At 45.0% G+C, this 26,614-nt stretch carries 23 protein-coding genes and 1 tRNA gene; 16 read left to right on the forward strand and 8 right to left on the reverse strand.

All coding sequences use genetic code 11. From position 1 onward, the window contains the following. Positions 1 to 9 precede the first annotated feature (9 nt). The 5 genes from L0U88_RS01150 to L0U88_RS01170 all read right to left on the reverse strand — a co-directional run bounded on the left by L0U88_RS01150 (position 10) and on the right by L0U88_RS01170 (position 10,931). Positions 10 to 3,102, reverse strand: a complete 3,093-nt coding sequence (locus L0U88_RS01150) for a SusC/RagA family TonB-linked outer membrane protein (RefSeq protein ID WP_234863720.1) — start codon at positions 3,100 to 3,102, stop codon at positions 10 to 12. Between the two features lie 130 nt (positions 3,103 to 3,232). After that, positions 3,233 to 4,651 (reverse strand): alpha-L-fucosidase, encoded by a 1,419-nt coding sequence (locus L0U88_RS01155; RefSeq protein ID WP_234863722.1) that lies wholly within the window; start codon positions 4,649 to 4,651, stop codon positions 3,233 to 3,235. 10 nt (positions 4,652 to 4,661) lie between these two features. Continuing rightward, the gene (locus L0U88_RS01160) at positions 4,662 to 6,257 is read right to left on the reverse strand and encodes a SusD/RagB family nutrient-binding outer membrane lipoprotein (RefSeq protein WP_234863723.1); all 1,596 of its coding nucleotides are present in this window, start codon (positions 6,255 to 6,257) and stop codon (positions 4,662 to 4,664) included. A 2-nt stretch (positions 6,258 to 6,259) separates the two neighbouring features. Then, positions 6,260 to 9,886, reverse strand: a complete 3,627-nt coding sequence (locus L0U88_RS01165) for a SusC/RagA family TonB-linked outer membrane protein (RefSeq protein WP_234863726.1) — start codon at positions 9,884 to 9,886, stop codon at positions 6,260 to 6,262. 34 nt (positions 9,887 to 9,920) lie between these two features. Continuing rightward, positions 9,921 to 10,931: a FecR family protein gene (locus L0U88_RS01170; RefSeq protein ID WP_234863727.1), complete on the reverse strand. Its 1,011-nt coding sequence runs from the start codon at positions 10,929 to 10,931 to the stop codon at positions 9,921 to 9,923. Positions 10,932 to 11,071: 140 nt separating this feature from the next. Here L0U88_RS01170 and L0U88_RS01175 point away from each other — a divergent pair, with 140 nt between their 5' ends. From L0U88_RS01175 to L0U88_RS01205, 7 genes are all read left to right on the forward strand, one after another. Further along, a complete protein-coding gene (locus L0U88_RS01175; protein ID WP_234863729.1) occupies positions 11,072 to 11,650 on the forward strand; it encodes an RNA polymerase sigma factor in 579 nt (192 codons plus the stop codon). 12 nt (positions 11,651 to 11,662) lie between these two features. Next, the gene (nagB, locus tag L0U88_RS01180; protein WP_353620635.1) at positions 11,663 to 13,576 is read left to right on the forward strand and encodes a glucosamine-6-phosphate deaminase; all 1,914 of its coding nucleotides are present in this window, start codon (positions 11,663 to 11,665) and stop codon (positions 13,574 to 13,576) included. A 79-nt stretch (positions 13,577 to 13,655) separates the two neighbouring features. Next, positions 13,656 to 13,729 (forward strand) — tRNA-Arg (locus tag L0U88_RS01185). Positions 13,730 to 13,855: 126 nt separating this feature from the next. Beyond that, positions 13,856 to 13,993: a type II toxin-antitoxin system HigB family toxin gene (locus L0U88_RS01190; RefSeq protein ID WP_234863732.1), complete on the forward strand. Its 138-nt coding sequence runs from the start codon at positions 13,856 to 13,858 to the stop codon at positions 13,991 to 13,993. Positions 13,994 to 14,068: 75 nt separating this feature from the next. Continuing rightward, complete coding sequence (locus L0U88_RS01195) at positions 14,069 to 14,518, forward strand: helix-turn-helix domain-containing protein (RefSeq protein WP_234863734.1); 450 nt, start codon at positions 14,069 to 14,071, stop codon at positions 14,516 to 14,518. A gap of 3 nt (positions 14,519 to 14,521) precedes the next feature. After that, positions 14,522 to 14,986, forward strand: coding sequence for a 23S rRNA (pseudouridine(1915)-N(3))-methyltransferase RlmH (locus tag L0U88_RS01200; RefSeq protein WP_234863736.1), 465 nt, complete (start codon positions 14,522 to 14,524; stop codon positions 14,984 to 14,986). 37 nt (positions 14,987 to 15,023) lie between these two features. Continuing rightward, entirely contained in the window at positions 15,024 to 15,665 is a 642-nt protein-coding gene (locus L0U88_RS01205; RefSeq protein WP_234863738.1) for a rhomboid family intramembrane serine protease, read from the forward strand. On the opposite strand, the gene tilS is transcribed toward L0U88_RS01205, so the two are convergent. Next, positions 15,649 to 17,016: a tRNA lysidine(34) synthetase TilS gene (gene tilS / locus L0U88_RS01210; protein ID WP_234863739.1), complete on the reverse strand. Its 1,368-nt coding sequence runs from the start codon at positions 17,014 to 17,016 to the stop codon at positions 15,649 to 15,651. The two genes, L0U88_RS01205 and tilS, sit on opposite strands and share 17 nt — an antisense overlap. Positions 17,017 to 17,118: 102 nt before the next feature. On the opposite strand from tilS, the gene L0U88_RS01215 reads away from it, so the two are divergent. Further along, positions 17,119 to 17,802: a hypothetical protein gene (locus tag L0U88_RS01215; RefSeq protein ID WP_234863741.1), complete on the forward strand. Its 684-nt coding sequence runs from the start codon at positions 17,119 to 17,121 to the stop codon at positions 17,800 to 17,802. On the opposite strand, the gene L0U88_RS01220 is transcribed toward L0U88_RS01215, so the two are convergent. Further along, the gene (locus tag L0U88_RS01220) at positions 17,792 to 18,103 is read right to left on the reverse strand and encodes a tetratricopeptide repeat protein (RefSeq protein ID WP_234863742.1); all 312 of its coding nucleotides are present in this window, start codon (positions 18,101 to 18,103) and stop codon (positions 17,792 to 17,794) included. The genes L0U88_RS01215 and L0U88_RS01220 overlap by 11 nt on opposite strands. A 112-nt stretch (positions 18,104 to 18,215) precedes the next feature. On the opposite strand from L0U88_RS01220, the gene L0U88_RS01225 reads away from it, so the two are divergent. From L0U88_RS01225 to rocD, 5 genes are all read left to right on the forward strand, one after another. Continuing rightward, positions 18,216 to 18,959, forward strand: coding sequence for an electron transfer flavoprotein subunit beta/FixA family protein (locus L0U88_RS01225; protein ID WP_234863744.1), 744 nt, complete (start codon positions 18,216 to 18,218; stop codon positions 18,957 to 18,959). Between the two features lie 30 nt (positions 18,960 to 18,989). Next, positions 18,990 to 19,952, forward strand: coding sequence for an electron transfer flavoprotein subunit alpha/FixB family protein (locus tag L0U88_RS01230; protein WP_234863746.1), 963 nt, complete (start codon positions 18,990 to 18,992; stop codon positions 19,950 to 19,952). 89 nt (positions 19,953 to 20,041) lie between these two features. Continuing rightward, the gene (locus L0U88_RS01235; RefSeq protein ID WP_234863747.1) at positions 20,042 to 20,629 is read left to right on the forward strand and encodes a bifunctional nuclease family protein; all 588 of its coding nucleotides are present in this window, start codon (positions 20,042 to 20,044) and stop codon (positions 20,627 to 20,629) included. Positions 20,630 to 20,646: 17 nt separating this feature from the next. Next, a complete protein-coding gene (ispE, locus tag L0U88_RS01240; protein ID WP_234863748.1) occupies positions 20,647 to 21,459 on the forward strand; it encodes a 4-(cytidine 5'-diphospho)-2-C-methyl-D-erythritol kinase in 813 nt (270 codons plus the stop codon). Between the two features lie 164 nt (positions 21,460 to 21,623). Beyond that, entirely contained in the window at positions 21,624 to 22,859 is a 1,236-nt protein-coding gene (gene rocD / locus L0U88_RS01245; RefSeq protein WP_234863749.1) for an ornithine--oxo-acid transaminase, read from the forward strand. Between the two features lie 31 nt (positions 22,860 to 22,890). On the opposite strand, the gene L0U88_RS01250 is transcribed toward rocD, so the two are convergent. Then, on the reverse strand, positions 22,891 to 23,280 hold the full coding sequence (locus L0U88_RS01250; RefSeq protein ID WP_234863750.1) for a hypothetical protein: 390 nt from the start codon (positions 23,278 to 23,280) through the stop codon (positions 22,891 to 22,893). A 266-nt stretch (positions 23,281 to 23,546) separates the two neighbouring features. Between L0U88_RS01250 and L0U88_RS01255 the strand changes: the two genes are divergently transcribed. Genes L0U88_RS01255 through L0U88_RS01265 form a run of 3 tightly spaced genes read left to right on the forward strand, consistent with a single transcriptional unit; the run spans position 23,547 to position 26,607 of the window. Beyond that, a complete protein-coding gene (locus tag L0U88_RS01255) occupies positions 23,547 to 24,335 on the forward strand; it encodes a hypothetical protein (protein WP_234863751.1) in 789 nt (262 codons plus the stop codon). A 20-nt stretch (positions 24,336 to 24,355) separates the two neighbouring features. Further along, entirely contained in the window at positions 24,356 to 26,092 is a 1,737-nt protein-coding gene (locus L0U88_RS01260; protein WP_234863752.1) for an amidohydrolase, read from the forward strand. Then, on the forward strand, positions 26,089 to 26,607 hold the full coding sequence (locus L0U88_RS01265) for a hypothetical protein (protein ID WP_234863754.1): 519 nt from the start codon (positions 26,089 to 26,091) through the stop codon (positions 26,605 to 26,607). Before L0U88_RS01260 ends, L0U88_RS01265 begins: the two co-directional genes overlap by 4 nt. Positions 26,608 to 26,614: the final 7 nt, after the last annotated feature.

Raw genomic sequence — 26,614 nt, forward strand, 5'->3', positions numbered from 1 at the left:
TCTAAAATTTTAGTTTTTACTTCCATTTTTAAAACGGAGGTTCAGGTTAAATCCAAGCGTACGAGCTGTTGGCAAACTGGTTCCTTCAATTCCAAGATAATTGATGTTAGCACCAAATGACGCTTCTGGATCGATGTTATCGGTTTTCTTCATAAGGTAAAACAGGTTACGTCCAACCAATGAAAGGGTTGCGCCTCTGAACAGGGGAACCTTGTTGAAGAGGTTATCCGGGAAGTTATAAGCCAGGTTAACCTGACGCAGTTTCACGAAATCACCATCCAGTACATTGGTTTTGGTAATTCTACGAGCAAGCTCAGTGTAGTAAGACTGCGCATCAGCTGCAGTAGTGTTCTGCTGACCATTCTCGAGGAATCCTACAGTAATACCAGTTTCACGACCTTCCAGAGTCATCTTGTGCAAGCCACGAGTCATAGCATAGTGCTGGGTAGCTGACAGGATCTTGTTTCCATAGTTGAAATCAATCAGGAAAGAGAAAGTGAAACGCTTATAGTTGAATTCGTTGTTCCATCCACCATAGTGAGTAGGCAGTGTACTTCCCATTGGGATCAGGTTACCACGGAGTGGCAAACCAGATCCATCCACCAGGATGTCACCTTTGGCATCATAACGATAATCAAATGCAAAGATCTGAGGACCGGCCATACCTACTGCATAAGCAGTAACCGCGTTACCAATTACGGCACGGTTGGTACCCAGGTTCAGATTGGTTCCGTTTGGATTGGTAGCCAGGATTTTGTTCTTAACATAGGTGAAGTTCAAAGAAGAAGTCCAGCTAAAGTTCTTGGTCTGTACCGGAATAGCGGTCAGCTGAACTTCAACGCCTTTGTTCTGAGTTGAACCGGTAGCAACGAAACCACTGGTGAAACCAGAAGAAATACTATAAGAAGCAGGCATGATCTCGTCTCTTGTTTCGCGGGTATAAGCTGCGAAGTCAAGGTTCAAACGGCTGTTGAAGAAACGCAAATCAAATCCAACTTCAAACTCTGTTACTGCAAATGGACGCAACAGACCATTCGGAAGCGATTGGCTATAGTTACCTAATGGAAGACCATTATACGTGTTACCTAAGCTATAATACAGAGAGGTAGTGTAAGGACGCTGAGGCTCACCACTGGTTTGTGCAAATGAAGCTCTGAACTTACCATAGTTTAATGCTTTCGCATTTAGCAAATCATGGAATACAAAGCTCGCTGAAACAGAGGGAGTGAAGATACCCGCAACATCTGTTGGGAATGTTGAGTACGCATCATAACGACCAGTAGTACTCAGGGTAATCAGGTTTTTGTAAGCAAAATCAAGTGAGTAGAAGGCAGAATTCACCTGCTGCTTGGAGAAACCATAACCTCTGTTAAAGTTCACTACGTTGTTGAACGTGTACTGGTAGGGTACGATGAACGGACCACCACCAACTGAAATGTTTTCATTTCTGTTAACACGCTTGTTGGCACCAAGTGTAAAGTCCATGGAAATATCATCAGTCAGGTCACGATTACCACCCACCAACAGTTCATAGTTAATCTCAGTGATCTGAGACTTTCCGATGCCGTTCAAACTACCGCGACGATCCTGCGAGTAGGCAGTTCCCCAGGGTGTTACACTGAAACTATTGTCATCAGAATTATCATATCCCATACGACCCTGAACATACAACCACTTGAATATGTCGTACTTTACAGATGGAGTTACGATTATACGACGACGGCCCAGGTCATTTCTGAATTGATTTACTACGAAATAGGGGTTGGTAACGAAAATATCATCACTGAAAACAACTTCGTTTCCAGTTGTTGGATCAAATCCGGGAGCCAACCAGCGAATGTCAACGTTGTTGGCCAGGAAGAAACCATTGTTGGCATTCAACGGACCATCACTCAGGTAAGGGCGATTCTGAGAACGTTCATCAATATAATTACCAATCATGCTGATGCTCAGTTTATCGGTAATTCTTTGTGTGAAGTTCATATTTACCGTATTCCGCTTCAATCCACTGTTTTCCAAAATGGATTTGCTATCCAGGTTAGAGAAGCTGATACGGAAATTACCCATATCACCACCTCTTGAGAAAGCAACGGTATTCGTCATACTGGGAGCCACCCTATAAAAATTATTGATATTTCCACTTACTGCTGAATAAGGACGGGTAGAACCATCAAACTGGGTGATGGGTGAACCATCCAAACGAGCACCCCAGCTCAAACGGGCAGTGGTTTGTGCAGCAGCAGCACTACCTGGCTTTTGTCCTCCTACACCCTGACCATATACCGTCTGGAAATCGGTGAAATCCAGCGCACGGTCAGACATGTAGTTGAGGTTATAATCAATATTATAATCACCTCTTTTTGCACTCTTGGTAGTAATTACAATTACACCATTGGTAGCACGGTTACCGTACAAGGCTGAAGCTGACTGGCCTTTCAGCACGGTCATACTTTCAATATCATCCGGGTTCAGGTTACCCAGACCATCTCCGTTGTCAGCACCACCCCACTCACCGGCTGCACCACGCTGCACGTTCTGCATGGGTACACCATTGATTACGATCAGGGGAGCACCTGCACCGTTCATAGAAGGCATACCGCGAAGCAACAGCTTGGATGTACCACCGGGACCAGAGGATGTGCTGGACACTTTCAAACCGGAAACGCGACCAGCCAGGGCATTACCCACGTTGGTTTCACGTCCCACTGAAAGGGCATCATTTTTTACAGTTGTTACCGCGTAACCTACTTTCCTGGCCTCTTTTACGATACCAAGGGCAGTTACTACCACTTCATCCAGGTTCCCTTCACCCAGATCAAGTGACAGCATCAAGCTGTTTTCGTTGGCATCCACCGAAACGGTTTTGGTGGTGTAGCCAACCGAACTAATGTCTAATTGAAATGCTCCCTCAGGTACCGTCATGGTAAAGGAGCCGTTGGCGTCGGTCACCGCCGAGAAATTCTTCCCTTTCACTTTAAGCGTGGCAGAAGGAATTCCTGCTCCGGTCTTAGAATCTTTCAATAAGCCGGATAATTGCCTGGTTTGTGCTGACAGTACCGAACTGAATAACAGCATCAGCACGAGCAGTCTTAATTCTCTCATTATGCAATTGGTTTAATGATGAAAAAATGGACTTGATTGCCAAGTATATTTTCGTGTTACATCATTAAGTGACTCATAATGAGATCTTGTAACAAGTTGTTAAAGATTTTTTTTTAGATTTTTGATCTTTTTAAAAAACCAGGGCAAGTGCCGGAGTGGTACCCAATTCTTTTCTCAAACTCGCTGGTAATTCGACTGTCACCTGGTTTCCTAAAACTTTGTATTTCAATTTTTTACCGGTTTGCAACTCCCTAATACCCGCCTTTCCGGGTAAATTGGTTGTCCAGCTAATGGTAGCCGGTATCTCCTCTCCTTTTATAAGCTGGATCGCATAACTGGCCGATCCATCCTTTGCTTTGGTAAAAAACAGATCCCCTTCTGCATAATGATCCATCGTCCGGGTGCCGTAAATCGCCTTCCCGTTTTTGTTTAACCATTGACCAATTTCCTTTAAACGGGCGATGGCTTCTTCCTGCAACAATCCCTCCGCAGTAGGCCCAACCCCCAGTAAAAGACTGCCTCCTTTGGCTACAATCTCAACCAATGTATGTACCACCTGGCTGGTTGATTTGTATTTTTCATTTGGTACATATCCCCAGGCAGCTCCCAGTGTAATACAACTTTCCCAGGGATGATCCAGCTTGGTAGCAGGAATGCGCTGCTCCGGGGTCTGGTAATTCTCGTACGGACCATGAACAGTTCTGTCCACCACCAGCAAGCCGGGTTGTTTAGCCCTGGCATTGCGGGCAATAGTTGCCATATCAATATCCTGGCTCCATTCCGGAATGGCTGCTCCCCAGCTCCGCACCTCTTCATTCACTGTTTCGAGCGGACGAACCCACCCCCCATCCAACCAGAGGATATCCACTTTGCCATAATTACTCATCAACTCATCAATCTGGTTGTGGGTATATTTTTTAAAGGCTTCCCATCTCCAGGGAAATTTCCGGATATCGTAGTTATTATTCCTATTAGGGGTAGCATACATCGGCCACCAGTAATTTTCAGAATGCCAGTCGGGTTTACTGAAATAAGCCCCGATCATCATGCCTTTATTCCGGAACGCTTCAAATACATATTTTGCCACATCCGCCTTTGGGTTGGATGCAAAGGGTCCCTTGGCGATGGAGTAATCAGATTGTTTGGTATCAAACATCGCAAAGCCATCATGGTGTTTGGTGGTAAACACCAGGTATTTCATTCCAGCTGCATCTGCTGCCGATGCCCACTGATCGGGGCTGAATTTTACCGGATTGAATTGTTTGCTCAGTCCCCAATACCATTTCTTGAATTCACCATAATCAGAGGTACTGTCGCGCGTGATCCAATCTTCCGAACAGAGCGCCCAGGATTCAATCATACCCGGTACCGCATATACACCCCAGTGGATAATCATACCAAATTTCTGATCCCTCCAGGATTCCAGTTTTTCTTTTACCTGCGGATCAGTTGGCCATTCATACTGTGAAGACTGATGATGCAGATTCCCTTGCGCAACTACTGATGCTGAAAACAATAAGCTGGTGATACTTAGTAAAATCAATTTCATATACTCCTGTTTATCGGACTTGCCAGAAAATGGGAAAGTACGTCTTATCCTTATCCCGAACTGCCACATAATTCACATTATACGTTACTTCATTACCCGGGTACAATAAGCGCCTTGGAGGCAAGGGTGCCTGTGGCTGACTGTTCACCCGGAATTCCAGTTTCGGATAACCTGTTCTTCTCAATTCCGCCCATGCCTGGTTGGCCTGCAAGAATCCAAAATGTACCCATCGCTGAGTGGCGATCTTTCTGTATTTATCTTCTGCACTTCCGGCTAAGCGAACGCTTTCCTGTTGTAAAAAAGCTTCCATGGATTCCGGGTTCGGCCTCGGCTCCGGTCTTTTAAAACTACTGTTAAGTCTGTTCAGGTAATAATAAAACCGGGTCGACTGCCGAATGCCAAGTTTAAAATACATATCGGGATCACCTCCTCCCCATCGCAGGAAGGCCTCCGCTTTCAGAAAACTTACTTCAGCAGCCGTCATCAGAATCCCTGGAATATGAGGATTAAATATAAACGTGGCAGAATCCAAAATAGCAAACTTGCCCAGGTTAACCTGTTGCTGCTCCAGTGACCACTTTACTGGTAATGCTCTGTATTCTTCATTTGGCACAAATCCAGCTCCGGTACTTACGCCAAACTTATCAAACAATACCGGTATTCGTGGATCAGCTGCCGGCAGTAACACTTCTTCCAGCAAATGCTGAGGTGCGGAATAATTTGTTAATTCGGTTAATGCAAACCGTAAGTCCAGTGTATTGTCGGCTAAGGGTGCCAGTAATATATCTTCCTGCTCCACATTGTAATCTGCTTCCTCACTTAATAGTGGATTCACTACCGTATTGGTCAGCAGCTCCGTTACCTGCGCTTTAGCATAGGTTTCATTTACATGTGATATCCGCATGAGCAGGCGCAGACGCAACGCATTTGCATAACGCTGCCATTTTTGAAGATTTCCGTTTAATAAGATATCCTGGGTCCGGAATAAATTAGCCGTTGCTGGGTCTGGTGCAAGGGCAGCAAAATATGCATTCAACACTTTCAACTGCTCGATGGCCTCTTGATAGATGTCTGCCGCGTCGTCGAATTTCGCCATTTTGGCTTCTCCACTTGCATTCAGACTACCGGCTTCGGTGAAGGGGATATCACCCCAGAGATCTACCATCTGACAGGCCTGATCATAAAAGATAACTTTTGCTGCATTTAGAAACAGGCTCGCTTTTTCTTTTTCCACCGCAGGCAAATCCCGGTGAATTTTTTGCATCTCCCTGTAAAGCGCCATGGTTCCTGTACCACTTCCAACCGGACGATAAAAATCATTCCACCTGCTTTCAATGTAACTTGGATTCTGCCAATAAACGCCTGGTGTATTTAAATAACCAACGGTCTGACTGTAGATTCCTGAGTGCATCACCACAAAGGTTCTCATCTCCCAGTAAGAGGGCCTGATCCGGTAATTATTCAGCATTTCTGTAAACAGCTTTTCAACCCTTGCCGTTGTGAGCTGATCCGGATCATTATACAAGCGCTCCAGCTTCTTGGAACAACCGGTTCCAAGAAATCCTGCTACCAGCAGCAATAACATATGATGAATAATCCTTCCCATTTCTAAAAGCCCATTTGAATGGAAACGCCAATACTCCTGGTGGCAGCAGTGGTTCCGTCATCGATGCTCTGTCTTGTCCAGGATGTTCCAATCGGTGTTTCCGGGTCCAGGTTTTCCAGCGTGCGCCACAGGTAAAACAAATTTCGTCCGATCAATGACAAGCGCATGGATTGAATTTTCCATTTTGTCAGTTGCTTTGAAGACAATGAATAACTTAAAGACGCTTCCCTCATTTTCAGATAACTGTTATCATAGATCGCTCCCTCTTCATTTAAAGCGTTTGGTCCCCAATAAAACATGTTCATATAATAATAGGCAGCATCTACAATTTGTGTATTCGGCTTGCCATCCAGTCCTACTCCCGGAAGGATAATTCCATCCCTGTAAATTTTGGCACCACCCGGAGCCTGCTGCTGATGATTCGCCAATGCTACCTTCTGCCCGTTTGGATCAATATAGTAGGGCAACCCTCCGTATTTTTCATTTCTGTATTTCAGGGTGGATTCATACATGCCAGCACCTAAATTATACTTCAATGCAGGTGATACCAACTGTCCGCCTATGCGGTAATCCATCATCAGATCCAGGCTGAACGACCGATACCGGATACTGTTCATCCATCCTCCTATCAGATCCGGCATGATATTACCTGCTTTTTTATACCGGGTATTATCTATGATATAAAGACCGTTTGCCCCTACGATTGGCTGCCCTTCCGCATTTGTTTTTTTCGGGTATACATAAATGTTACCTACTCTTTTCCCTTCTTCCGCCATGATCCGGATAGCTCCCTGTTCCATTTCCTGGTACACCATTTCCTTCACCCCATCAGCCAGCATCATGGTTCGGGTTGATACATAGGAAAGATTGATGCCGGTTTTCCAATGAAACTGCTTGCCTGATACAGGTATCGCATCCAATCCTAATTCAATTCCGGATGACCTTAAAGCTCCACTGTTTACCAACCTTGAACCGGCACCCATACTAACAGGTACGGTTAACTGTAATATCTGATCATGCGTCTGGTTCTGATACCAGGTGAAGTTTATTCCTAACCGGTTATTCAAGGCTACTGCTTCTATCCCCAGTTCAACTTCCTGTTTGCGCTCCGGACGTATGGAGTTATTGCCATATCTCGTCTGCGGCTGCTGGGTAGAAACATTTCCATTCAACGTGGGCAATACCTGCTGATTATACGTAATGGCAGCTGTATAAGGTGGCGGTGCATTTCCTACAAATCCATAACTCGCCCGGAATTTGGCATAATTCAGAAAGGAAGGCAGCTTCAATACTTCATGCAGTAGCACACTTCCGTTTAAGGATGGATAGAAATAACTGTTTTTTCCGGGCGGCAATGTAGATGAATACTCCTGCCGGGCAGTTAGCTCCAGGAAATAACTGTTCTTCCAGGACGCCTGTGCAAATCCCAGATAGGCATATCGCAAACTATTGATCCGATTGGTTCGGTTGATCAATGGCCCGAATGAATTACTGAGATTAAACCAGTTCTCTTTTACCAGTCCCGCTGAAGTAGTGGATATCTGATCCGTATACTTTTCTTCTCTCACCTGGTAGCCCGCATTTAAACTGACCCGCCAATTGGCATCAAGCTTCTTTTCATAGGTTGCGAGCGCATCTCCATAAATCAAACTATACCTTCCTTCCGAATTACCATAATGTCCTGTGCTGGTTATTCCATTAAACTCTTCCGGGTATTCACTGAAGTTGCGGGTATCAATCTGCAAACTGGTAAAATCCTGTCCCACCCTTGCCCTGAAACTCAATGCTTCATTCAATTTATAATTGATGGTGGCTACACTGAAAAGGCGGTTCTGATCTTCCAGTTCACGGTTTCTGAGCTGCGTCCACAACAAATTGAGGGCTTCCACTTTTACCGGGTACTGAAATGCTTCTTCGGGGTTACGAACCGATTGATCCCAGGGCACCCATTTATATCCCTGGCTGGTTTTATAGTTGTCAAACAACATATTGGTTCTATCAGCCCGGCTTAGGAAACCATCATAAGCTGCCACTACCCGGGTTAATTGCAGGGGACGATTCAACACCCTGCTGTTCACCCAACTGAATACCACATCTGCACTGAGTTTGGGTGATATCTTATATTGTGTATTCAGGAAAAAGGTGGTTCGCTGGAGATTGCCTCCTACCTGGATTCCCTTGTAATCATTACGTGTTAATGCCAACCGGTAACTTGCTTTCTCCGTCTGATCAGCAAAGGATATATTGAAGATGGAATTCATTCCCGTACGAAAGAAATCCCTGTAATTATTTGGCTGCGGACTATAACGCTGCCGGCTTCCATCCCACCAGGGTACTTCCTGGCCTTCCATCCTCGGGCCAAATTGGGCCCAGGCCAGAAAATTAGGTCGCAGGTCATCTTCTTTGCCATCTCCATCTGTATCTGCCGGAATCCATCCCTCTTCGGTTGCTCCTGCTGCCAGGTTGCTGATTCTATCCAGGCCCGGACCAAACTCATTTTGAAACCTGGGAAGAAAAGCTGCCTTCTCCACTCCGAAAGAATAATTGAAATCAATGCCCATTCCTTTTCGTTGCGCTCCTTTTTTGGAAGTGATAACCACCACACCATTTGCAGCCTCCGAGCCATACAAAGCAGTAGCGCTTGCCCCTTTCAGGATGGTAATACTTTCAATATCCAATGGATTGATGTCCAGTATGCCATTTCCCCGAATCCGCTGATCTGTCCAGTAGCCCTGGTTATTGATACCTTCAGTTCCTTTCTCATTGATGTTGCGGATCACTGCACCATCTAATATATACAACGGCTGCGCATTAAAATTCAACGAATTAAGTCCCCTGATCTGCACCTGTACTGCACTGGTAGCTCCTCCTGGAGCAGTGGTAATCCGAACCCCTGCTGCTTTTCCATATAAGGCTGCCGCAAAATTGGTATTACCCACCCGATTGAGATCATCTGCATCAACTGTACTGATCGAATACCCCAGGCTTTTCTTTTCGCGGTGAACACCCAGGGAGGTTATGACCACTTCCTCCATTTCTTTCTGCACCGGGTTGAGAATTACCTGTAAAAACTGGTTCGTTTTTATCTGCTTTCGCTCTGTTTGATACCCTATGGAGCTGATCCTGATTTCAGCAGCTCCGGTATAAGGAAGGGAAAATTTTCCATCTGCATCAGTAGTTACCCCAATCCAGCGATTATCCTGGTAGATTTCAATACTGGCATTGGGGATAACCTCCCCCTGGGCGGAAATCACTTTGCCCTGCAGGCTGCTTTTTTCGGCAACAACAGGAGCCTGACCTATCGACAGGGTTGTTTCCTGTGATTCAATGATTACAAAGGTGTTGGTATTTACCTGCTTGAAACTAAGGCCTGATTCACTCAGCAGGCAGCTGAGGATTTTCTCTACCGGCAGGTTTTTATCCGGACAGGGATTTACTTTTTTATCTCCAAAAGATTTGTGTGCAAATAAAAAATAGGCGCCTTTTTTCTCGTGGAGTTCGCGAAGGATAGCAAAAAGGGGCCTTTGCTGAGTCTCCTGTGCAAAAGCACTGTAGCCTCCAAAACTCATGAAGAGCATGAGTAATAGTAACCCTACATCAATTATATTGGTGGCACAGGATTTACGCATTCAATAGCAGTAGCAGTCTTTGGTTTACCAAAGCCTAGCGAACTGCCGGTCCAATTGTCACCACTTTTCCATCCCGCTTCACACTGAATTCCTGAGTGGCTTCAAGTGATTGAATAAACACATCCAAATTGTCAGATGGTAATATCGCACTGATGGTCATTCTGGATGTTGTATCACCTTCGAGCTGAACGTCAATACCATAAAGGGCTTCCACGGACCGGGCAACTTCCTCAAGGCTGGTATTTTCGAAAATGAATTTACGTTCTTTCCAGCCAATAATTTGTGAACTATTACCCGTTTTCTTGTGTATTTTACCATTTTCAAGACTAGCCAGTTCACCCGGAAGAAGGTGCACGGTATCCTTGTTTAACCTGGATGTTACTATAACGCTTCCTTCGGTCAACAAAACCTCCGTTTTATCGGATCGCTTATAGACATTGAACTGAGTGCCGGTTACATGGATATCCAGTCCATCTAAGTGAACAATAAAAGGTTTCTTTTCAGGAGTTGATTGAACTTCAAAAAAGCCTTCCCCTTCCAGCCATACCTCACGATCCTTATGAAAAAAATCAGGATGACGGTATTTTAATGCTGTATTACCGTTTAAGGTTATGTCCGATCCATCTTCCAGTTCAATTGTTGACACTTCACCAAAACCTGTTTTCACGTCCAGCAGATTAGGTTGCAGGTAACTTCTCACCAGCCAGGCGGCTGATACCAACAGGATTACTGCTGCAGCAATGCTCAAGGTTTTTTTATACCAGGGAATGACTTTTGTAGTTTCTACCAGTTCTTCCGATTCCTCTTCCAGTTGTTCCCAAAGCCTGGCTTCAGCTGCAGCTATCTGTACCGCAGAAGGGACGGCTTCACTGATTTTCAGTTGCTCCAGTAGTTCAATTGCCTCCTCCAGCAGAAAGGGATCTACCTCCCCCCTAGAACGTCGTTCTTCCCAAAGCCGGCCTTTTTCCTGGTCGGTTTTATAGTACCAGGATAAAAAATGCTCATCCAAAAGTACCTCTTCCAATTTCTCACGTGAATTGTTCATGTTGATCTTCTCGTACTCTTATAGTTACATTCCTAACACAGTTGTAACTTTTTTGAAGTGTTTTTTTTACATTAAGATGCAAATTTGTTAATAAATTACATATCAAACGATTGCACCCCGGACCAAAACAAAAATTTAATTTGAAAGCTGCTCAGTCAGATAGCAAACTGTGGGATGCCTATAAAAATGGTGATAAAGAGGCGTTTAGCTTACTTTTCAGGAAGTATTACAGTCCGCTTTTCCTGTACGGGAGCAAAATTATGCAGGATCAGAATGCCCTGGAAGACTGCATCCAGGAACTTTTCATGGAACTCTGGAAGAGTCGCAGCCAGGTAGAAGTCAAATCCGTCAAGGCCTACCTCTTTAAATCCCTGAAATATAAAATTTACCGCCAGCTCAGCCAGCGCAAGATCACTTCCGAAGCTTTTTTGAAGGAAGACATGATTTTTGAACTGAGCCACGATACTTTCATGATCCACCGGGAGGATGAAACCGAAAGGGCCAAACAACTCATCAGGGCCTTTGACAAATTATCCAACCGCCAGAAAGAGGTTATCTACCTCAAATACTATCTTGGTCTCAGTTATGAAGAAGTGAGCGAAATCATGGAAATCAATTACCAGGTTGCCAGGAACCTCTTATACCTGGCGCTCCGGTCTATGAAAAAAATGATTTCTATGGTAAAGTTGCTAATTTTTATACTTTCGCTCATTCATTAAGCAAAAGACCAAATTCAAACAACCATGGTAGATTCATTCGAGAAGATTCCCGTCAGGATTTTCAATAACCTGAAGGAAGGCTCCCTGTTTATTGCCAACGAAATTGCAGCTGTTATCCGTCAAAAACAGGCGGAAGGGAAAAAATGTGTATTGGGACTCGCAACCGGCTCCTCCCCCAAAACTGTTTATGCTGAATTGGTTCGGCTACACAAAACAGAAGGACTCAGTTTCAGCAATGTGGTAACTTTTAACCTGGATGAATACTATCCCATTGATCAGGATGCGCTGCAAAGTTATAACCGTTACATGCGCGAACACCTGTTCAATCATGTTGACATCAAACCCGAAAACATTCATATCCCCAATGGCGAACTGCCTAAGGAGGAAATCAAAAAACACTGTGCCGATTATGAAGCCATGATCGAAGAAGCTGGTGGTATTGATGTGCAGATCCTCGGCATTGGAAACAATGGTCATATCGGTTTCAACGAACCTGGCTCCAGCCGGTTTTCCAAAACCAGGATGATCACCCTCGACAACTCTACCAGAATTGCCAACTCTTTTGAGTTTCCCAATATTTCAGAAGTACCCCGCCTGGCTGTTACCATGGGTATTGACACCATTCTGAAAGCACGCAAGATTTACCTGATGGCATGGGGGCCCATGAAAGCCCCTGTGGTGCAGAAAGCAGTGGAAGAACTGGTTACAGAACAAATCCCGGCTTCGCTCCTGCAGCAGCATAACGATACCGTATATGTGCTGGATGAAATGGCGGCATCTGAGCTTACGCGTTTTAAATCACCCTGGTTAACAGGTGATATCGAATGGACGCCTGCGATGGTAAAAAAAGCCGTGGTAAGTATGGCATTGAAAACCGGCAAACCCATACTGGGATTGACCAATAGCGATTATAATGAATATGGCCTGGGAGATCTGCTGGTTGAAAAAGGCGATGCTTATGAAATCAACCTGCAGGTATTTTATATGCTGCGCGATGGCATCACAGGATGGCCGGGTGGTAAACCCAATGCAGTTATTCCTGCTCACCCGGAGCGTTCGCTGCCTTACCCCAAAACATGCCTGATCTTTTCTCCGCACCCGGACGATGATATCATCAGTATGGGTGGCACTTTCATGCGCCTGCACGATCAGGGGCACGATGTGCATGTGGCGTATCAAACCAGTGGCAACATTGCTGTTACGGATGAATTTGTAACCCGCTTTATCGACTTTGCCGTAGGCTTTGAAGAAATTTCGGGTATTGATAGCAGTAAGTCGCGCGAAATTCTCACCGCTGCGCATAAATTCCTCGCGAATAAAAAACCAAGTGAAAGCGATACTGCAGAGATCCGGGCCATCAAGGGACTGATCCGCAGAGGGGAAGCAAAAGCTACCTGTCGTTATGTTGGTATCAAGGATGAAAATGTACACTTCCAGAACCTGCCCTTCTATGAAACAGGTCGGGTGGAGAAAATGCCCATGGGCGAAGAAGATGTTCGAGTAACCATGGAACTGCTGAGAAAAGTAAAACCCCACCAGGTGTATTGCGCGGGTGATCTGGCAGACCCGCATGGTACACATAAGGTTTGCCTGGATATCGTATTTGAATCCCTGCGTCGCATCAAAGCCGAAGGTGATGAGTGGATCAAGGATTGCTGGGTTTGGTTGTACAAGGGAGCATGGCAGGAGTGGAACATTGAAGAAATTGAAATGGCCATCCCAATGAGTCCGGATCAGGTGATCAAGAAAAGACATGGCATTTTCATCCACCAGTCACAGAAAGATATGGTGCCTTTCCAGGGCTCCGACTCCCGCGAATTCTGGCAGCGTGCGGAAGACCGCAATGCACAAACAGCCAAGCAGTATGCGCAGCTTGGCTTAACGCAATACGCTGCTATGGAAGCATTTGTGCGCTGGCATTATTAAAAAAATCAGGGAAATCGGTCTTGAAATTTTTGGAATGTAAAGATCGATTCCCTTATCTTTGCACTCCCTTAACGGGAATGGCTCCGTAGCTCAACTGAATAGAGCATCTGACTACGGATCAGAAGGTTTCAGGTTTGAATCCTGACGGAGTCACAAAGAGGTCGCATAAAATGCGGCCTTTTTTTATTTATCTCCCCACAAAGCTCAGTTAAAACACCCTTTTTTAAAATTCGAAATCTTCACAATTTGTGAACTTTTGGTACATTTACCTTAGTTCATATGAAAGTCAGGCTGATAAAAGAAAAAACAATCAAAGATTTTATAGCTGGGAATAGTGGCAGTAAGGCATCGTTTGAAGAATGGCTTTCAAAAGTAAAATTGGCAGCACAAGTATCAGGTTGTATGTATGCTGGTTAGGCACTCATGCTGAATACGACAAACTTTGCAAACTGAATAAACAATATACAGTTTTTGACTATTAAAATACAGGTTATGGAAATATTGAAATATAAAGTGATTAAATCTGACAAACAATACAAAGAATATTGCCAGATACTTCATGATTTGGACTTTTCTACAAAAAGGAAAACCAAAACAATAGAAGATGAAATGGAATTGCTCACTTTTTTGATTGAAAAATACGATGAAGAACACCGCAACTTTGAAATACTTGAACCTATCCCTTTACTAAAGTCTTTGATGAAAGACCATAAAATGAAAGCGGTTGATTTAGCTAACCTTTTGAATGTAAGTGAAGGCTTGGTTTCAGATATGCTTAATTACAAAAAGGGATTATCTAAAGAAACCATTCGAATTCTATCTGAAAGATTTAAGCTTAACCAGGAGGCGTTTAATAGACCTTATGAATTAAAAGTGAATATAAAACCTAAACTCAAACACTCAAAAGTGACGCGTTCCAGAAAAAAACTGGCTGGAGTTTAACTTATGAAAATAATCTTGTCAAGTTTTGGTAAACAACAGGAAGCTTCCACCAAAGAGGCGCTGGATGATTTTACCCGTCGGGTGACACGCTATTTTCCTTGCGAATGGAAACTCCACCCTCCCTCCAAACTAACCGATCCAACCCTGATCAAAAAACAGGAAGCACAGATTATCCTGCAACAGCTCCAGCCGGATGATTACCTGGTATTGCTGGATGAAAGAGGAAAAAACATCAGTTCTCCCGAGCTGGCTGAACTTATCCAGGGAAGAGCCAATGAAAGCAGGCGGCAACTGATCTTTTTAATTGGCGGCGCCTATGGAGTGGATAGCAGTGTGCAGCAGAGAGCCAATTTCACCTGGAGTTTATCCAAACTGGTTTTCCCGCACCAGCTGGTTCGATTGCTGCTGGCAGAGCAGGTGTACCGGGCCTGCACCATCCTGCGCAATGAAAAATACCATCATTCCTAGCATTTTGGGGACTCACTGAAATTTGTATCTTTCGAGCATGATTAGCATTACCCTGTCGATCGTCATTTTAACGGTAGCCATTTCTGTTTCAGCCTTCAGTAAGGAAAAAATCAAGGAAGATTTACTGTTCTGGCCGGCACAGATTGATAGCCAGAAACAATATTATCGCTTTGTCACGAACGGCTTTGTACATGGTGATGTGATGCACCTGGCCTTTAATATGCTGGCATTGTGGTCCTTTGGTGAATATGTAGAAGGCTATCTGTACACCAATCCTATGTTATTCGGATCCAAAGCCAAACTGGTTTACCTGGGTTTGTATGTTCTTGGGCTGATCGTTTCCGTTATACCTGACTATTTTCAATACCGAAATAATTATGCGTACCGCGCACTTGGCGCTTCTGGTGCAGTTTCCGCCGTGATCTTTTCTTTTATCATGCTGGATCCCACGCAGAAAATTTCTGTCTTCTTTTTACGAGGCATGCCCGGTTATATTTTTGGAGTAATCTTCCTTGCCTTATCAGCTTTCCTGGCCAAACGAGGAGGAGGTAATATCGGTCACCGGGCCCACTTTAGCGGTGCCATCTTTGGTGTACTTTATACCATCATCATGGCAAAACTCATTGCCAATATTGATATCCTTCCCGCCTTTATTGAAACCATCAAATCCCGCTACTAACAGGCAGGTGTAGCTGAAAACGAAGGACCTGTTTGGTGGAGGGTTTTACTTTAAAGCGATCATCCGGGCGTAACCCAAGTACCCAGCAGATTTTTTTGTCTGCTTCCAGCACCCAGGTGTTTTCTTTTTGATTTCGGGAAACTTTCTCGTCTGTTAAAAACCGCGCGATCTTTTTCTTTTTGGCCATGCCAAGGGGATAGAAATAATCACCTGCTTTCCATTTGCGTAGCAGCAAGGGAAATGGCAGGCGGCTACTATCAAGAAATGCAATTGAAGCATCGGTTGGAATAGTAAACTCCTCCCCGCTTTGGCCGGACCAAGTCAACCTTCCTCCCGGGAATTCAAGTTCACCCGAAGGCGTTTCAATCACCCACCAAGCATTCAGTGCCGGTTCCTTTTTCGAAAGAATCAACCAGTTCCTGTTTTTCAATAACTGGTATTGCCCGCTCTGAATGGTATGGCCGGTCTGGCTTTCCATCAGGTTTACTGCCTGTTCTACCTGCTCCGCGCTGAATCCGGTCCCCTGCAACCATTCAAAGAGCAAATATTCTGCACCGACTGTTTGTCTCCATTTCAAAATGGGCAGCCACTGCTCGGCACCTTTTTGCTCAATCAATTTAGCCAGGCTTCGCTGCACCTGTTGTTCAGTATAAGCAGCCAGGCTTTGAAAATTTCTACTGTTCAGGTATATCCTCCGAATACTATCAGGATACAATGCTGTTATGGCAGGCAACACCTGCTGGCGGATCCTGTTTCGGCTGTATTTCTCCGTTAGATTGGAACTGTCTTCGACCCAACTTAATCCCTGCTCTGCAGCGTACCCTTCCAGCACTGTTCTTTCAACTGCCAACAGTGGCCGGCAAAGCAGCCCCCGTTTGGGTTGCATCCCTTTGATCCCCTTCAATCCGGAACCCCGAAACAAATTCATCAGGATCGTCTCCGCCTGGTCATTGGCATGATGAGCAGTAAGTATATAACTGGCAGGTTGCCCTTGTCGCACAGGCTTCTCTGTATGCACCAATTCTTCGAACCATGCATAGCGTAGCTTTCGTGCTGTCTCCTGCAAATTGCCTTCCCCACTAAACAGAGCCGGATCAATTTTCTTTAACTGTAAAGCCAATCCCCATTGCTCCGCCAGCTGCCGAACAAAATCTTCATCTCTTTCACTCTCTGCTCCTCTTAATCCATAATTCATATGCGCCAGCTCAACCTGGTACTGCAGTTGATTAAGTACATGCACCAATACCACAGAATCCAATCCCCCACTAACGCCTACCACTAACCGATCGCGCCTGCTGAACAGTTTTTCCTTTTGAATAAAGCCTTCTACTTGTTTTAGTAATGTCTGCATGTTTAAAATCGAGTGTTTTTCCTCGTAAGATTACCTTTCTGAAGTAAATATATCCACTTAGTTTAGTACCTGATTCTATAACCATTAACCGTATCCGAAGCTATGCCGAACCAGGGCTTCTTAATGCAGCTGATTGATCAGCTGACTTTTGCAACTTTGATCATCTCCCTGTTTTTTATCTTCCTGAAAAAAGCATGGACGACTCCCATTTTTTTATTCCTCGCACTGAATATCCTTTACAGTGTTTCACTCTTCGGCATGGGATGGATCTTTGGTTTGTTCTCCATCCAGTATGAACTGGTCTCAAACCTAAGCATTCATGTTGATACCCTAACCGGACTCGGCGTGCTATATCATATCTGGCCGGAAAATCAGTACCGTCGCTTCCTGGTTATTTCCGTGATGCCGGTTTTACTTGCCTGGCTGGTTACCATCTTTTTCCTGGGCCCCCAAAAAACATTCTACTGGAACCTGGTTGCTCCCGCTACCTGGTTTTTACTAGCCGCCACCTATTCCATGTCCCTCCTTTACAAACGTTCCTTCTACCATGAAAACGCCCATTACCTGAGCAAATTCCTGTTCATCGGAGGTTTTCTGTTTTACAATTTTGTGTACCTCATTATCGAAGGCTGTTACATCGTGTTTGCACAATCCGGTGGCGCCGAAGATGCCTGGCATATCAATTTCTGGAGTTATTTTATCTTCCGCCTGATGCTGCTGGCAGGAATCCTGTCCTGGTTTTATCACCCCCGGGTTTCCAATAACCAGGTGGCCTTTAATAAATAAGATCCTCCAATGCTGCCCTCAATTCTCCCAATGCATGCTGATCACCGGCTATTGTTGCCTGCTCCATGCCTTCCTGGTAAACCCGGATGGCCTCCTCCGTATTGCCTGTTCTTTCCAGCAACTTGCCTAGATGATAATAGGTTCCCACATAGCCCGGGTTGGCGGCCAGCAATTCCTGGAATACCACCCTTGCCTGTTCTTCCTCCCCCAGCTTAATGTACTCCAATCCCAATGCATGCTGCAAAAAAGAATCAGTCGGACTGGCAGCCAGGTAGGCTTTCAATTGCTGAATGCGATCCATATAGAATTTATAAATTTTTTATCTGTAAAAACTTTGCTGCAAAACTAACAAACGTATATTTGTGTTAAGTAGTTGCATAAACAACTTTTAATCTTTACGAAACGAGCGCTGTATGAAAATTCTAGTTTGTATTAGTAAGACGCCGGACACTACGGCAAAAATAGCCTTCACTGACAATAACACGAAATTCGCCACAGAGGGTGTGCAGTGGATCATCAACCCCTATGATGAATGGTATGCCCTGGTGCGCGCTATCGAATTAAAGGAAAAAGATCCCACCACTGTTTTACACCTGGTAAATGTTGGTGGTTCAGAAAATGATGCCATTATCCGTAAAGCACTTGCTCTGGGTGGTGATGAAGCCATTCGCGTTAACCTGGAAAGCCAGGATAGCTTTACCATCGCCAGCCAGATTGCACAGGTTGCAAAAGATGGAGGATACGACCTGGTATTCACAGGTAAGGAAACCATCGATTACAATGGTTCTTCGATTGGAGGGATGGTTGCCGAATTGCTTGACTGGCCCTATGTTTCCCTGGCTACCAAACTTGAACTGAATGGCAGCAATGCCAGCCTCACCCGCGAAATTGAAGGCGGCGAAGAAACTGTGGAAGCCTCCCTGCCCCTGGTGGTGAGTGCACAAAAAGGCATGGCTGAACAGCGCATTCCGAATATGAAGGGTATTATGGGTGCCAGAACCAAACCCCTGAAAGTAGGAGAGCCGGTTGCTGTTGAAGCCCTGACTTCCATCGCCGGATTTGAACTTCCTCCAGCAAAAGCCGGAGTGAAACTGGTTCCTGCCGACAACCCGGAAGAACTGGTAAGATTGCTTCACGAAGAGGCCAAGGTTATCTAATTTTTTGCACCCACTTTTAAAAACGATTCTATGTCAGTACTTGTATACATCGATCATACAGATGGAGAAATAAAAAAATCATCCCTGGAAGCTGCCAGCTATGGCGCTCAACTCGCCAGCCAGCTGGGTGTTGCTGCACACGGACTGGTATTAGGCACCCTGAACGCAGACCTGCCTGCCCTCGGCAAACAGGGACTTCAGAAAGTTCACCAGGTGAAAAACGATTCCCTCAACCAGTTTGATCCCGGTCAGCAGGCTGCTATGGTGGCGGAAGCTGTTACCAACCTCGGAGCAACAGTTGTGGTGGTATCTAATAATGTAACTGGTAAAGCACTCGGTCCACGCTTATCAGCCAGGCTCAAAGCCGGACTGGTAGCTGGCGCAGTAGCACTGCCCGATACCAGCAATGGTTTTGTTGTGAAGAAAGCAGTATTCAGTGGAAAGGCCTTTGCCCAGATTGCAGTTAGTTCTCCCATCAAAATAATTGCCCTTACCCCCAATGCCTTCTCAGTTACGAATGGCGATGGCAGTGCAGAAGTGGCAGACATCAACTTAACTGTACCGGCAGCTAAAATCAAAGTAACCGGCACCAATAAAATTAAAGGTCAGATCCCACTAAGTGAAGCAGAACTCGTAGTGAGTGGCGGTCGTGGTTTGAAAGGCCCCGAAAACTGGGGTATGATTGAAGAACTTGCCGATCTGTTGGGAGCAGCAACTGCCTGTAGCAGACCGGTGGCTGATTCACACTGGCGCCCGCACCATGAGCACGTGGGACAAACAGGCGGCGCAGTTGCACCCAATCTGTATTTCGCGGTAGGTATTTCAGGAGCCATCCAGCACCTGGCCGGGGTTAACCGAAGCAAGGTGATTGTAGTGATCAACAAGGATCCCGAAGCACCTTTCTTCAAAGCAGCTGATTATGGAATCGTGGGAGATGCCTTTGAAGTAATGCCCAAAATCATTGATTCCGTTAAAAAACTCAAGGGAAAATAAGATTGCCTGAATGTTTAAGGAAGGTTGATAATTGAGAGGGTAAATCCCTCTCAATTTTTTATTAAAAACACGTAGTTTCGTGCCTTCATATGAGGAAGATAGAACTGGAAATAGTTGCCCTGTCCCACAGCATTACCCAAACGCATTCCTATGCAGTAGTGCTGGGAGAAGTTAACGGATTGCGCAGATTGCCTATAGTTATTGGCGGTTTCGAAGCCCAGGCGATTGCCGTGGCTTTGGAAAAAATGCAGCCGAGCCGTCCGCTTACCCATGACCTGATGAAAAACTTTATGAGTGCCTTTAATGTGGAACTCACTGAAATCATCATCAGCGATTTACAGGAAGGCATCTTTTATTCCAAACTCATCTGCGTAGGTGAACACGATACCGTTGAAATCGACTCCCGCACTTCAGATGCCCTGGCACTGGCGGTTCGGTTCGGATGTCCTATTTACACCTATGAAAATATCCTCGAGAATGCAGGAATCCTGATGGAAGACACTTCCGGGAAAAAGAAAAAGCAGGTAGCTGCTCCGGATAGAGAAGAATCTGCGCACGAGGATCTGAAAACGCTCAGCATTGAAGAGTTACATACCCTCCTGAATGAAGTGCTGGAGCAGGAAGATTATATCCGCGCCATCGCTATCCGCGATGAAATCAACAGCCGGAAAAAATAAATACCAAAACACCTGTTTTGATAGTCTTCCCGAATGCAAAGATCAATCTTGGTTTACAGGTTACCGGTAAACGTGCAGATGGCTATCACAACCTTCGTACTGTTTTTTATCCCATCCAGCTCTCAGATATGCTGGAAGCCATATGGGCAGATGAATTCAGCTTTCAATCCAGCGGTCTGCCGATTGATGGAAATCCTGATACCAATCTTTGCATCCGCGCCTGGAAACGCATGCAACAGGAATACAACCTGCCTCCCATTTCCCTCTACCTGCACAAGATCATTCCCATGGGAGCCGGACTCGGTGGTGGTTCTTCAGATGGCGCCTTCACCCTCAGATTAATCAACCAATTATTTAAGCTGGATTGTCCGGATGAGCAACTGAAAGCCTTTGCTCTTGAACTCGGTAGCGATTGCCCTTTTTTCTTATTGAACAAACCCGCGAAGGCAACTGGTCGTGGTGAAGAATTAGTGCCTATTGAGCTGCCCCAATTGAAAGACAAAACCATTCTGCTCGCCAACCCCGGAATTCATATAGCAACCGGCTGGGCATTTGGACAACTGGATCTTACAAAACCAACTCCACCTTTTCCAGATCTGTCAATCCTGCCACTGGAGCAATGGAAGAATTACCTGCTGAATGATTTTGAACCGGTGGTATTCCAGCAGCACCCGGAAATTGCAGCTATCCGGGAGAAGTTCTATGCCATGGGAGCGGTATATGCTGCCATGACCGGCACCGGCTCTACTGTCTATGGAATTTTTGATGCTGCTCCGGCCGACTGGAAACAGCAGTTTCCCTCGCAGTACACCCTTTTGGAATCAAAATAATTGGCTAACTTGCCGCAGTTAATGCAAGCACAAAAACACATACCAGCTTTTCTGGCTTTCAACCTGGATTTCCTCAATCATTGAAGGAATTGATCAATACTATATGGGCTTAGTATGCCCTCTCCTTTTTAATTTTCTTACTTAACTCTTCTAATACAAGACTCATGTCAGTTGCTGTAACTGCGCTGTCTGAAAAGACGCAGTATTATCTCGATTTGGAATCCAAGTATGGAGCACATAATTATCATCCCCTACCGGTTGTATTGTCCAAAGGCTCGGGAGTATTTCTCTGGGATGTGGATGGTAATCGTTATTATGACTTTCTCAGTGGCTATAGTGCTGTTAACCAGGGACATTGCCATCCCAAAATCATTCAGGCCCTGATTGAGCAGGCGCAGGATCTCACCCTCACTTCCCGGGCTTTTCATAACAACCTGCTTGGGGAATACGAACAATATATTACCCGACTCTTTGGCTACGATAAAGTATTGCCTATGAATACCGGGGTGGAAGGTGGTGAAACGGCTATCAAACTGGCACGCAGATGGGCCTATGTAAAAAAGGGTGTAGCTGAAAACAAGGCCCGGATCATATTTGCGGAAAATAATTTCTGGGGCAGAACCCTGGCAGCCATCTCCTCCTCTACTGACCCCAGCAGTTATCACCAGTTTGGTCCCTTCATGCCGGGATTTGACCTGGTTCCTTATAACGACCTACCGGCACTGGAGAAAGCTTTGCAACACCCCGATGTAGCTGCCTTTATGGTAGAACCCATCCAGGGAGAAGCAGGTGTAGTAGTACCGGATGAAGGCTACCTGAGCAGCGTGCGCGAACTCTGTACGAAATACAATGTCCTGTTTATTGCGGATGAAATTCAAACCGGATTAGCCCGCACCGGAAAGATGCTGGCCTGTGATCATGAAAACGTACGTCCCGATATTCTGATATTAGGAAAAGCCTTGAGTGGAGGTGTACTACCGGTAAGTGCGGTTTTGGCGGATGATTTCATCATGAACAATATTCATCCGGGTGAGCATGGCTCTACCTATGGTGGTAACCCTCTGGCCTGTAAAGTGGCGATGGCTGCCCTGCAGGTGCTGGAAGAAGAAAAGCTGGCGGAACGTGCTGAAGAGATGGGTGTATTACTGAGAATGGAACTAGCCAAACTGGATTCACCCTATATCGGTACCATTCGCGGAAAGGGATTGTTGAATGCGATTGTGATCAAACATTCCAATCCGGCTGCCGCCTGGCAGCTTTGTCTGTTGTTGAAGGATGCTGGTTTGCTGGCCAAGCCTACGCATGGAGATAAGATCCGTTTTGCGCCTCCGTTAATCATTACAAAGGAGCAGTTGCTGGAGGCCATTGAGATTATAGGCAGCTGTCTGAAACAATTATAAGAAGCCCCCTACTAAAAGCCCTTCGGGGCTTTTATTTTTTGGTGATGGCCTGGTTGGGAAGGAAGGACATCACCAGTTGCAGCAAGGCGGCAATAATGTAAATGAAAAACGCAGGTTGCCGATCGGGACAATCACCTGCATGACAAGTGCTCAGCAATATAAAGTTCCTAAACGCCCAGGCCAGGTTAAAGCCGGAAAAAAACAGGTTGGCTCTCTTTGCCCAGATCCTCGGAATCAGGAAAAGCAAAATTGCGATGGAGCTCATCACCACATTTACGAGTCCGGGTTTCCCATAACGTGTCCCCTCCGTCGCAAATCCCGAAATGGTAATAGCAGTATCCGGTATCTTGATCCAGGTAATAAAACAACTGGCAATTACTACGGCTGCTAAAATGGCTCCAATCTGATTTGCGTATTTCATGGCTACGAAATTAGGGTAGAATTAAGGATTGCGGAAGCATAAGTAGAAAGGGTATTGATTTTTCATACTGCAACTCTCCATAATACAATCCCAATCTTGAAAGGTTCTTATAATAATCAGTTACGTTTTTTATAATAAAATTTCTCTGATTGAATGTACCAGGCTTTCTTCTGTAGAACTTATTCTACCAACTGCTTTATCCTCCAATTGCTATACCAATACATATTAACTTTATTTATCTATTGATAACTACCAGTTGTTTTCTAATGAAATCATTGCTTACCCTGCCGGTTATACTATTGCTTACCTCTGCCGCATATGCCCAGGATCATTCAGGCTCCGAGGCAGAAGAATTGGCCAAGAAATTAGCTAACCCTGTTGCCAACCTGATTTCCCTTCCCATTCAAACCAATACCGATTTTGGGGCGGGCATTAACAATGGTTCGCGGATGGTGATTAATGTGCAACCGGTTATTCCCTTCTCCGTTTCTAAAAACCTGAATCTTATCACCCGCTGGATTGTCCCGGTAACTACCCAACACAATTATACTGGCCCCTCTACCCAGCAAACCGGAATTGGTGACGCCGTGATCAGTGGATTCCTGAGCCCCAAAAACAGCAAACTCACCTGGGGCGCCGGGCCTGTTTTTGTGGTACCGATAGCTACCAATCAATTTCTGGGTGCAAAAAAATGGGCGGTCGGTCCAACTTTGGTGGCGCTTTCCCAAAAGAATGGATGGACCTATGGCGGACTTGTCAACCATCTTGTTTCTATTGCCGGAGACAAGAACAGATCTGCTGTCAATGCAACTTTTCTCAACCCTTTCCTGACCTATAACTGGAAAAGCGGTGCCGGCATCACTGCCAATTTTGAATACACCCGCGATTGGGAGAACGATATCAATGTCCTTTTGTTTGTTCCCACCGCCAGTGCTGTTACCAAATTCGGCAGCCAGACCGTGAGCTTCGGTATTGGTCCCCGAATACATCTTAGTCCCGATAACAAACCTGATTTTGGTATACGGGCAGGCATCTCACTCATTTTCCCCAAATAAATACTACAAAACACCATGGCATGAAAAAGATACTAACTCATATTTTAATTGCACTTGCTGCTCTCATTTATATAGCATGCAATAACAATCAACCATCAACTGAACCTGTCAGTGAAAGTGGTGCTACTCTTTATTATGGAGGCAACATAAGCACCATGGAGGGAAATGAACCTGAATATGTTGAAGCGCTTGTTGAACAGGATGGAAAAATCGCATATATAGGTTCTTTAAAAGAAGCCGAAGACAAATTTTCCAATCCATCGAAAATTGACTTGAAAGGCCAAACACTGGTTCCTGGCTTTATTGATGGGCATAGTCATTTTTTTGCATTTGGTTCGCAGGCGATTACTGCCAATCTGCTGGCCAGTCCGGATGGCAATTGCAATTCCATTGATGATATCATTTCGGAATTAAAATCCTGGCACCAGAAAAACGGTACAGATAAAACCCAAGGATGGATAGTAGGCATGGGGTTCGATGATGCTGTACTAAAAGAAAAAAGGTTTCCTACAAAAGAAGATCTGGATAAGGTTTCAACCGAAGTGCCAGTTATGATTGTTCATATTTCAGGTCATTTCAGCAGCGTAAATACAAAGGGACTGGAGGTGTTAAAAATTACTGCTGCTTCAAAGAATCCGGTTGGCGGTGTAATCAGAAGAGCTAAAGGCGGTATGGAACCAAATGGCGTGTTGGAAGAACTTGCCAGTATTCCTTACATGCTTAAAATAATTACACCAACAACAACTGAACTAAATGACCTCTATCTGGAAGCCGGACAAAAAATGGCTGCCAGCTATGGATATACAACCGCCAATGAAGGGCGGGCAATGGGAAATCATGAATCCATGGCTGATTATGCGAAGCGAGGCAAATTTTACATCGATGTAAATTCATGGATCGATTACACCTACCCCCAATACATGCGTTCAGAATGGTATAGCAAAAACTATAATAACCATTATCGAATTGCAGGATTGAAAATTACTCTGGATGGATCTCCGCAAGGAAGAACCGCCTGGAGAACCACACCCTATCTGCTTCCGCCTGATGGCCAGAAAAAAGGCTACAAAGGGTATCCTGCCATTCCAACGGATGAAGAGTTGCAAAAAATCATGGATACTGCATTTGCCAACAACTGGCAGGTTAAAGCGCATTGTAATGGAGATGCTGCAGCCGATCAGTTTTTCAGGGCAATAGGGAATTCGGCATCGAGGTATGGCAATTCAGACAGACGCAATATTTTAATACATGGCCAGTTAATCCGGATGGACCAATTGGACAGTCTGAAAAAATACGGCATTACAGCTTCCTTATTTCCGATGCATACATTTTATTGGGGTGATTGGTACAAAGAAATAATCGGTCCGGATAATGCGCAACAAATAAGTCCGATAAAATCAGCCTTAAAGAAAGGCATACTGGTTACCAGTCATACTGATGCCCCTGTCGCTTTTCCCAACCTGATGATGATACTTTGGACCACGGTTAACCGGGTCAGCCGTTCAGGAACAGTGATGGGACCAGAGGAAAGACTGACTCCCTATGAAGCGTTACAATCAATTACGATTTGGGGAGCAACACAGTTTTTTGAAGAAAATACGAAAGGATCTTTGAAACCGGGAAAACTGGCGGACATGGTGATACTGGATAAAAATCCGCTTACCGTTGATCCCATGACGCTTAAGGATATTCTTATTCAGGAAACGATTAAAGAGGGTAAGTCAATTTACAAGCGACAGCCAAATCCTGGATTATGAGAGGGCTTTTTTTTATTATATTTTTATTATCAGGCATCCATGTCTGTGCTCAGCAACATCGTATCTCCCTAGGATTGGGCCATACCCATGTATCACAGGGAAAAATTGACAACAATACCAAATGGCTGGCACTGGCTTCCTGGTCGCTCAATTATGATTACTGGATCAACAACAAATGGGCCATCGGTTTACAAAACGATATCATTCTCGAATCCTTTGTCATTAACAATTCAAAAAATAAGGAAATCGAAAGAAATTATCCCTGGGCGATTGTGCCAGTTGTACTCTACAAACCAGGAAAGCATTTTTCATTTCTTGCAGGTGTTGGCACAGAAACAGCCCACGGACATTCAAGTCTTTGGTTAACACGACTTGGTATTGAATATGGATACCATCTTCCTAAAAATTGGGAATTAGGAGCAGCCTGTGTCTGGGATAACAAATGGAACAACTACAACAGCTGGGGACTCGCCCTAACTGTCAGCAAAATTTTGTCTCGTAATACATCACATTAACTATCAG

It is taken from the genome of Flavihumibacter fluminis (assembly GCF_021491375.1).
Lineage (GTDB): Bacteria > Bacteroidota > Bacteroidia > Chitinophagales > Chitinophagaceae > Flavihumibacter > Flavihumibacter fluminis.